Source organism: Nitrospirota bacterium (assembly GCA_016235245.1).
In the GTDB taxonomy this organism is placed as follows: domain Bacteria; phylum Nitrospirota; class Thermodesulfovibrionia; order Thermodesulfovibrionales; family UBA6898; genus UBA6898.
Genome location: JACRLO010000034.1, coordinates 104,572 through 112,884 on the forward strand (window position 1 = coordinate 104,572; position 8,313 = coordinate 112,884).

Genomic DNA, 8,313 nt, shown 5'->3' on the forward strand with positions numbered 1-8,313 from the left:
TGAGGCGCTTCCGGGCCGGCAGCTGTTGACCTCAGGCATGATTAATGATAGGCTGAAAGAAAACAATACAGGAGGTTCACATGTTTTACGAAGATGACAATACAGGCCCGGCCATTTTGGTATCATTTCTTGTCGGCGGCATTGTTGGTGCAGGTCTTGCTCTGCTTTTCGCGCCGCAGGCCGGCAGAAAAACAAGGAAGCAGATCGCAGAGCTTGCAGATGACGTCAAGGACTATGCAGCGGACTACACAAAGAAACTGAAAGACAAGATCGCCTAACGCAAGGGTTTAAAAAAGAGCACGGCAAGGGGCGGAACCACGATCTCCATAGAGCAGGGCTGGCCATGCCACGGGATGGCAGCAGACTGCAGACCGCCCTGATTGCCGAGGTTGCTGCCCCAGTATTCACGGGAATCACTGTTTAAAATCTCACGGTAATATACTGCTTCAGGCACGCCAACCCGGTATGCATCCTTCGGCACCGGGGTAAAGTTGCAGACAACCACAATATGGTCACCAGGCGACTTTGCACGCCTGATAAAAGAGACAATGCAGTTGTCCGTATCGCGGAAATCGATCCACTCAAAGCCCTGCCAGTCATAATCCATATCAAAAAGTGCCGGCTCAGATCTATAAAGGCGGTTCAGGTCCTGCATATATCTCTGCAGCCTGCTGTGCTGCCGGTATTGCGTGAGATGCCAGTCAAGGCTCTGATCAAAGTTCCACTCAACCCACTGGCCGAACTCTCCTCCCATGAAAAGAAGTTTTTTGCCCGGATGGCCGAACATGAACCCGTAAAAAAGTCTGAGGTTGGCAAACTTCTGCCATGTATCTCCCGGCATTTTGTTGAGCATGGAGCGTTTTCCATGCACCACTTCGTCATGAGAGAGGACAAGCACGAAGTTTTCGGAAAACGCATAGAGCAGTCCAAAGGTAAGATTATTCTGATGATATTTCCTGTATAGAGGGTCCTTTGTCACATAATCGAGCATATCGTTCATCCAGCCCATGTTCCACTTCATATCAAAACCGAGGCCGCCAAGATACACAGGCTTGGTCACACTGGGCCAGGCTGTGGACTCCTCTGCTATGGTCAGGATGCCGGGGAAGTACCCATGTGTTACTTCATTGAACTGTTTGATGAAATCGATTGCCTCAAGGTTCTCTCTGCCGCCGTATTTGTTCGGTATCCATTCGCCCTCCTCCCTGGAATAGTCGAGATAGAGCATGGAAGCGACTGCGTCAACACGGAGGCCGTCGATATGATATTTCTCGATCCAAAAGAGTGCGTTTGAGATCAGGAAATTGCGGACCTCGTTTCTGCCATAGTTGAAAATGAGTGTGCCCCAATCCCGATGCTCGCCTTTTTTGGGGTCCTCGTGTTCATAGAGACAGGTGCCGTCAAAGAACCCCAGGCCGTGACCGTCCTTGGGGAAATGCGCAGGCGCCCAGTCAAGGATCACGCCGATGCCGCTTCGGTGGCATTCATCGATAAAATGCATAAACTCCTCAGGCGTGCCATGCCTGCTTGTCGGGGCAAAGTATCCTACGGTCTGGTATCCCCACGACGCGTCAAGCGGATGCTCGCAGACAGGAAGCAGTTCTATATGGGTATATCCCATCTCTTTCACATACGGTATCAGGGTGTCGGCAAGTTCGCTGTAGGTAAGAAACCTGCTATTTTCATCAGGCACCCTCATCCATGAGCCGAGGTGAACTTCATAGATCGAAACAGGAGACTGCAGCCAATTCTTTTGAGGACGTTCTTCGATCCAGGCGCTGTCATTCCAGGTATAGGTATTGATGTCACGGACAACCGAGGCGCTTTTCGGCCGCTGTTCGAAAAAGAATGCATAGGGATCAGACTTTTCGGCCTCGAAGTTGTTATAGCGCGACTTGATTAAGAACTTATAGACCTCCCCGCTGCCGATACCGGGGATAAACAGCTCCCATATGCCTGACTGGCCGAGAAGACGCATCGGATGCCGCCTTCCGTCCCAATTGTTGATATTCCCGATAACACTCACGTTCGAAGCATTAGGGGCCCAAACAGCGAAGTGCACTCCGCTGACGCCACATATCTCGGTTACGTGGGCTCCGAGCTTCTCATACTTCTTATAGTGAGTTCCTTCACCAATCAGATGCAGATCAAAGTCAGTAAGTACCGGTGCAAAAGAAAACGGGTCCCTGAACTCTTCTTCCGTATCATCGTATTTTTTAATTTTGATGCGATAGGGGAAAGGGATGAGCGCAGATGTCTTTGCGACAAAAAAGTCGAACCGATAGGTATTTCCCATCGGATAAAGCGACCCGCTCTTCTCATCAATAACCCATGCAGCCTTAGCCTCAGGAAGAAATGCCCTGACCTCAACATGCTTGCTGCCGTCTTCGCTCACAACATGCATGCCGAGCACTGAAAAAGGGTCTGCGTGGTTGCCGTTTACGATCTTTCTGATATTTTCCTGAATTCCCATTGAGCTACGCTAATGCCTCCATCTGCGTTTATTGTATATCATATGCACTGTTTCGTCGATATCTGTTTAACCAGCAACAAAAAAAGCCCTGCAGGTCATGCAGGGCTTTGAAAAAGACAGATTCAAAAACAATCAGGGCTTCTTTATCCCTTCCCGCGCAATGGCGATCTTGCCAGTACGGACAAACTCCTTGATGCCCATGGGTCTGAGGAGCTCCACAAAGGCCTCGATCTTCTTCTCTTCACCGGTAACCTCAATCGTATAGGTCTTGGGGCTCGAATCGACAATCCTGCCCCGGAAGATATCAGCGATCCTGAGAACCTCTGCCTTGTCCTCCTGGCGCGGTGAGACCTTGATCATGACCATCTCCCTCTCCACGTGGTCAAGTTCGGTCATGTCCACAACCTTGATCACATCGATCAGTTTGTTCAGCTGCTTGTTGATCTGCTCGACGATCCAGTCGTCGCCGCTTGTAACGATCGTCATGACCGAAACATTAGGGTCAATGGTTTCGCCCACCGAGAGGCTCTCGATATTATAGCCCCTTCCGCTAAACAGCCCTGATATCCTCGAAAGGACACCGAATTTATTTTCGACAAGAATAGATATGGTATGTCTCATGGCTTTCCTCTTATCCTCTCGTTATTTCACTGCCTTGAGTTTCTTCTCAGGCTTCTTCACGTCTTCTTCCCGGAACAGCATCTGGTCGATGGCAGCCCCTGCAGGCACCATCGGATAGACCTTCTCGGTCCAGTCGATCACAAAATCCATAAATACCGGCCGCTTGATCGCAAAGGCCTCCTTCAGCACCGGCACGACCTCTGATTTCTTTGTCGCCCTGAGCCCGACCGCGCTGTACGCCTCTGCTATCTTCACAAAATCCGGCACCGTATCATGCAGCTTGGTGTGCGAGTACCTCTCCTGAAAGAAGAGCTCCTGCCACTGACGCACCATGCCGAGGAAGCGGTTATTCAGAATCGCCACCTTTACCGGCAGCTTGTTGATGACCGCAGTCGCCAGTTCCTGGATGTTCATCTGAATGCTGCCGTCACCGGCAATATCAATGACCAGTTTGTTCGGAAACGCAAGCTGCGCACCAATGGCCGCAGGCAGGCCGTAACCCATGGTGCCGAGGCCTCCTGAGGAGAGCCATGTCCTCGGCTTGTCATACTTATAGAACTGTGCTGCCCACATCTGGTTCTGGCCGACCTCGGTCGCGATGATCGCATCGCCCTTGGTCAGCTCGTTGATCTTCTCAATGACATACTGCGGTTTGATCACATCCGCATCCCTGTCATAGTCCATGGGATGCTCTTTTTTCCAGACATCGATCTGCTTTGTCCATGCCTTTCTCACCTCAGCCCAGGGATCTTTCACCTCTTCATGGATCACCTTGTTCATGACCGTGAGCACACGCTTCACATCACCGACGATCGGCAGATCAACACGCACGTTCTTCCTGATCGAGGTGGGGTCGATATCAATATGAATGATCTTTGCATTCGGTGCGAAAGCGTCTATCTTGCCGGTGACCCGGTCATCAAAACGCATACCGATCGCGATCAGAAGGTCCGAGTCCTGCACTGCCTTATTGGCAAAATAGGTGCCGTGCATGCCTAACATGCCCAAAGACAGCTTATGCGATCCGGGAAACCCGCCGAGGCCCATCATCGTCATGGTCACCGGCACACCAGTTGTCTCTGCAAACTCCCTCAGTTCCTTTGAGGCATCCGACGATATGACGCCGCCGCCTGCTATGATCAAAGGCTTCTTCGCCTTGGCTATCATATGCGCAGCCTGGGTAATCATATACTTATTGCCCTCATATGTGGGGTTATAGCTTCTGATCTTGACCTGATCCGGCCAGTGGAATTCAGCCTTGCTGGTGGTCACGTCTTTTGGCAGGTCTATAAGCACCGGGCCGGGTCTGCCCGTACTGGCGATATGAAATGCCTCCTTTATCGTAAGAGCAAGGTCGCTGACGTTCTTTACGAGAAAATTATATTTTGTGCAGGGTCTTGTGATGCCAACAATGTCCGCTTCCTGGAACGCGTCATTGCCGATCAGCATGGTGGGAACCTGTCCGGTAATGACCACCATCGGGATCGAATCCATGGCAGCGGTCGCAATGCCGGTGACCGTGTTCGTGGCACCCGGCCCTGAAGTCACCAGCGCTACACCTACCTTGCCTGTTGCGCGCGCATAGCCGTCTGCTGAATGAACAGCGCCCTGCTCATGGCGCGTTAATATAAGCTGAAGCTCCTTTTCGTCATGGAGAAGGTCGAAGATATTCAGCACAACGCCTCCCGGGTACCCGAACAGGTGCTTAACGCCTTCCTTCTTCAGTGATTCTAAAAGGATCTCTGAGCCAGTCATCTTCATTGTTCTACCGCTCCCCGGTCAGACATTCAGCTTCCGACCAATTATGAAATTTCGCATATTGTATCACAGAAAACCCTGTTAACTTCAACAAAAGGAAGTCATTCAGCGCACGATGGCGCCTTCATTTGCCGAACTCACAAGCTTGGCATAGCGCGAAAGATACCCTTTCGTGATCTTCGGAGACGGCTGTTTCCATGCCTTCAGCCTCTTCGTTATCTCCTGATCGCCCAGCTTCAGCTCAATTTCCCGCTCTGCTATATCAATACTGATCCGGTCACCATTTTTGACAATGGCAATAGGACCGCCTTCCATCGCCTCAGGCGATACATGGCCGATACAGGGGCCTCTCGTGCCGCCAGAGAACCTCCCGTCCGTGATAAGCGCTACAGACTCGCTCAGCCCCATGCCTGCAATCGCTGCGGTAGGTGCGAGCATCTCTCTCATACCAGGACCGCCTTTAGGGCCCTCATAGCGGACAACAACAACATGGCCTGCCTTTACCTTTCCGGCATGGATAGCGGTCATAGCAGCTTCCTCGGAATCAAACACTATTGCAGTGCCTTCGAACTGCATCATGTTCTTGCTCACGGCAGACTGTTTTACCACAGCGCCTCCCGGAGCCAGATTGCCTTTCAGTATGGCAATACCACCCTCCTTATGGTAGGCCTTGTCGATCGGGCGGATAACATCTTCATCAAAAATCTCAGCCTCACCTGCAATATCATGGATGGCCTTTCCGTTGACGGTTATCGTATTGTGCAGCTTCTTTCCGAGTCTTTTGAGCACTGCCGGAATGCCGCCTGCATAATCGAGATCTTCCATATAGTTCTTTCCACCCGGAAGCATGTCCGTGATATGCGGCGTCTTTTTCGAAAGCCGGTCAAAGGTCTCAAGCGGAAGCTTTATGCCAGCATCGTGGGCTATTGCCGGTATATGAAGCACGGTGTTGGTCGAACCACCCAGGGCAAGGTCAACCATAATCGCATTCTCAAACGCCTTCATGGTCATAATCTTCCTCGGTGTAATGTTTTTCTGCACGAGATCCACGATCTTTATTCCACTATCAAAGGCTATCCTCCGCTTTTTTGAGGATACGGCAAGGGCTGTTGCACACCCGGTAAGGCTCATGCCGATAGCTTCAGTGATACAGGCCATGGTGTTTGCCGTGTACATGCCCTGGCAGGACCCTGCTCCGGGACAGGCGCACATCTCAAGGTTATCCAGTTCATCCTTCTTGATAAGCCCCTTCCGGAATTTACCGACCGCCTCGAACGTGTCGCTCGTAAGGTTCAGCCGCCTGCCCTTGTAGTGGCCAGAGAACATGGGGCCTGCGGTCACCACGATGCAGGGGATATTCAGCCTGCCAGCCGCCATAAGCATGCCAGGGGTTATCTTGTCACAATTCGTCAGGAGTACGAGACCGTCAAGCTGGTGCGCAGAGGCGACCGTCTCTACCATATCGGCTATGAGTTCGCGCGAGGCAAGGGAGTAATGCATACCGCTATGGCCCATGGCAATGCCGTCGCAAATGCCGGGAACGCCGAAGAAAAAGGGATACCCTCCGCCGGTATGGACTCCCTTTTCGATGAACCGTTCGAGGTCCCGCATGCCGGTGTGGCCGGGGATAAGATCGGTAAAACTTGTGGCAACACCGATGAACGGCTTGCCCATCTCGGATTTGGATATGCCGGTGGCATACAGCAGCGCCCGGTGAGGAACCCGGTCAATGCCTTTCTTGATAATATCGCTTTTCATGAAAGATCCCTGCCTTTACACTCTGGAGTTTTTCCCGCTGATTGCAGTCCGGCGATGATAAGAAATACCTCATCGCCTTATTCTGATATTATCAGGATAAGCGAAAAAGTCTGCAAGTTCTTGGCAGTAATTAATTCATATTATATTTGGGAGCCCGCTATCGTGCAGGTCATTTCTTCTCGAATATATAAATCATTGCTTTGAGCGCCGCTTCATCGATATTGCCGGCAAAAACCTGATTTGTGCTCACCTCTAACGACGGTCTGAGCGCCCCGGCTGCCACGGACGCATATTTCTTCGTAAGGATCTCGTTCCAGGTTTTATCGAATATTTTAATGACAGACGAAAATTCAGTGCCGATCTTCACATGATTATACGTCAGATAAAAGTATTTGCTGTCAGACTTGAACCCGGTAACGTATCCCTCGGTATATCCGGCTTCAGCACTGACGATCCTGCTGTCCTTGACACTGAAATTAGGATCCATCCTTACCATCAGCAGGCTGGCCGGGATCGTCCATACGACATTATCATTGTTGATGCTGCTCGGTCCGACTGCTGTTTGCACGGTAACATAGTAATAGCCATCGGCAAAGAGAATGCTCGCCTGTCTGGCTTCGCCGTCAGCATATGCTGAGAGATCAAGGTCGTATGCCGTCACCCCTGCAGAGAAATCCACGGGCTGAAAGTTCTTGCTGAATTTCCTGAGGCGGTATCTTGTTGCTCCTGATTGCGCCAGCGTGGATTTGATCCTCTTCATAACGTAGACCTCATTGCCGTTTACCATGGGAGCCGGATCGTCCGTTTTTTCATCCCCTTCTGCAGCTACCGTAAACTTCGTGCTCTGCGTAATCACGCCGGTATAGGCAGTCCTCGCAAAGGTATCGTCGAGTGTATATTTGGCCCCGAAAAGATACGTTTTGTTCTGCGCATCATTGCAGGTTTCATAAAACGCGTAGAGATACGGGCCGTCTGAGATGACCCGTATGTCCGTTGGATCACCATAGGTCGGGTCTGTTGATACCAGAACCGCCGTGGAAACTACAGACGACATGTTGCGGTCATAAACAACAACATTAAAAGACCTGGAGGGGGATATTGACAGGTAAAGAATGAATACCCTGTCAGGCGTAACGATGATTTCAGGACGTGAGGCATTCGCAATTTCGATTGTTTTACTGAGGCTCAAAGATTGTATGTCAGGGTCGGAAGAAGGTGTCGAATTACTGGTCGATGCGAGCACGGTCAGCGTTGTGCTGCCGGAATGCGCTCCCCTTGCAGCGGCTAGGGTAATCAGACCGGCTGAAACGGGTGTGACAAGTCCGGAAATGTTCACCGTTGCCACAGCGCTGTTTGACGAAGTCCAGGTTACCGTCGAAGTCAGGTCCTGCGTGCTGTTGTCCGAATACGTTCCGGTTGCCATGAACTGTTGTGTACTTCCGACCGTGACGCTCGTGTTAGATGGCGTTATGGCTATTGAAACTAGCTCTGAAGATGTATTGCTGCCACCATTATCGCTGCCCCTACCGCCACCACCGCATGCAAACAGCGTCGCCACTAATAGCACAGACACGATCATTCTTAGTTTCATTACCGCACCTCCACGAACACCGGATTTTCGTTAACTGTTAGCGTTATCGTGCCGTTTGACGCCGCTACGGTCTCTGTCCTGAATGCCGTCGCATAGTCGGTCACGTCTTTGC

General features: G+C 51.2%; 6 protein-coding genes. 1 reads left to right on the forward strand and 5 read right to left on the reverse strand.

Features of this window, described 5'->3' with window-relative positions; all coding sequences use genetic code 11:
• The first annotated feature begins 80 nt into the window (after positions 1–80).
• The gene (locus HZB31_14020; GenBank protein ID MBI5849038.1) at positions 81–278 is read left to right on the forward strand and encodes a YtxH domain-containing protein; all 198 of its coding nucleotides are present in this window, start codon (positions 81–83) and stop codon (positions 276–278) included.
• Here HZB31_14020 and glgB read toward each other — a convergent pair.
• The 5 genes from glgB to HZB31_14045 form a co-directional block, all read right to left on the reverse strand.
• Positions 275–2,473 carry a 1,4-alpha-glucan branching protein GlgB gene (glgB, locus tag HZB31_14025; protein ID MBI5849039.1) on the reverse strand — a complete coding sequence of 733 codons (2,199 nt, stop codon included), beginning with the start codon at positions 2,471–2,473 and terminating at the stop codon, positions 275–277. The two genes, HZB31_14020 and glgB, sit on opposite strands and share 4 nt — an antisense overlap.
• A gap of 132 nt (positions 2,474–2,605) precedes the next feature.
• Positions 2,606–3,094 (reverse strand): acetolactate synthase small subunit, encoded by a 489-nt coding sequence (ilvN, locus tag HZB31_14030; GenBank protein MBI5849040.1) that lies wholly within the window; start codon positions 3,092–3,094, stop codon positions 2,606–2,608.
• 21 nt (positions 3,095–3,115) lie between these two features.
• A complete protein-coding gene (ilvB, locus tag HZB31_14035) occupies positions 3,116–4,855 on the reverse strand; it encodes a biosynthetic-type acetolactate synthase large subunit (protein MBI5849041.1) in 1,740 nt (579 codons plus the stop codon).
• 102 nt (positions 4,856–4,957) lie between these two features.
• Positions 4,958–6,610, reverse strand: a complete 1,653-nt coding sequence (gene ilvD, locus HZB31_14040; GenBank protein MBI5849042.1) for a dihydroxy-acid dehydratase — start codon at positions 6,608–6,610, stop codon at positions 4,958–4,960.
• 169 nt (positions 6,611–6,779) lie between these two features.
• Positions 6,780–8,201: an Ig-like domain-containing protein gene (locus HZB31_14045; protein ID MBI5849043.1), complete on the reverse strand. Its 1,422-nt coding sequence runs from the start codon at positions 8,199–8,201 to the stop codon at positions 6,780–6,782.
• Positions 8,202–8,313: the final 112 nt, after the last annotated feature.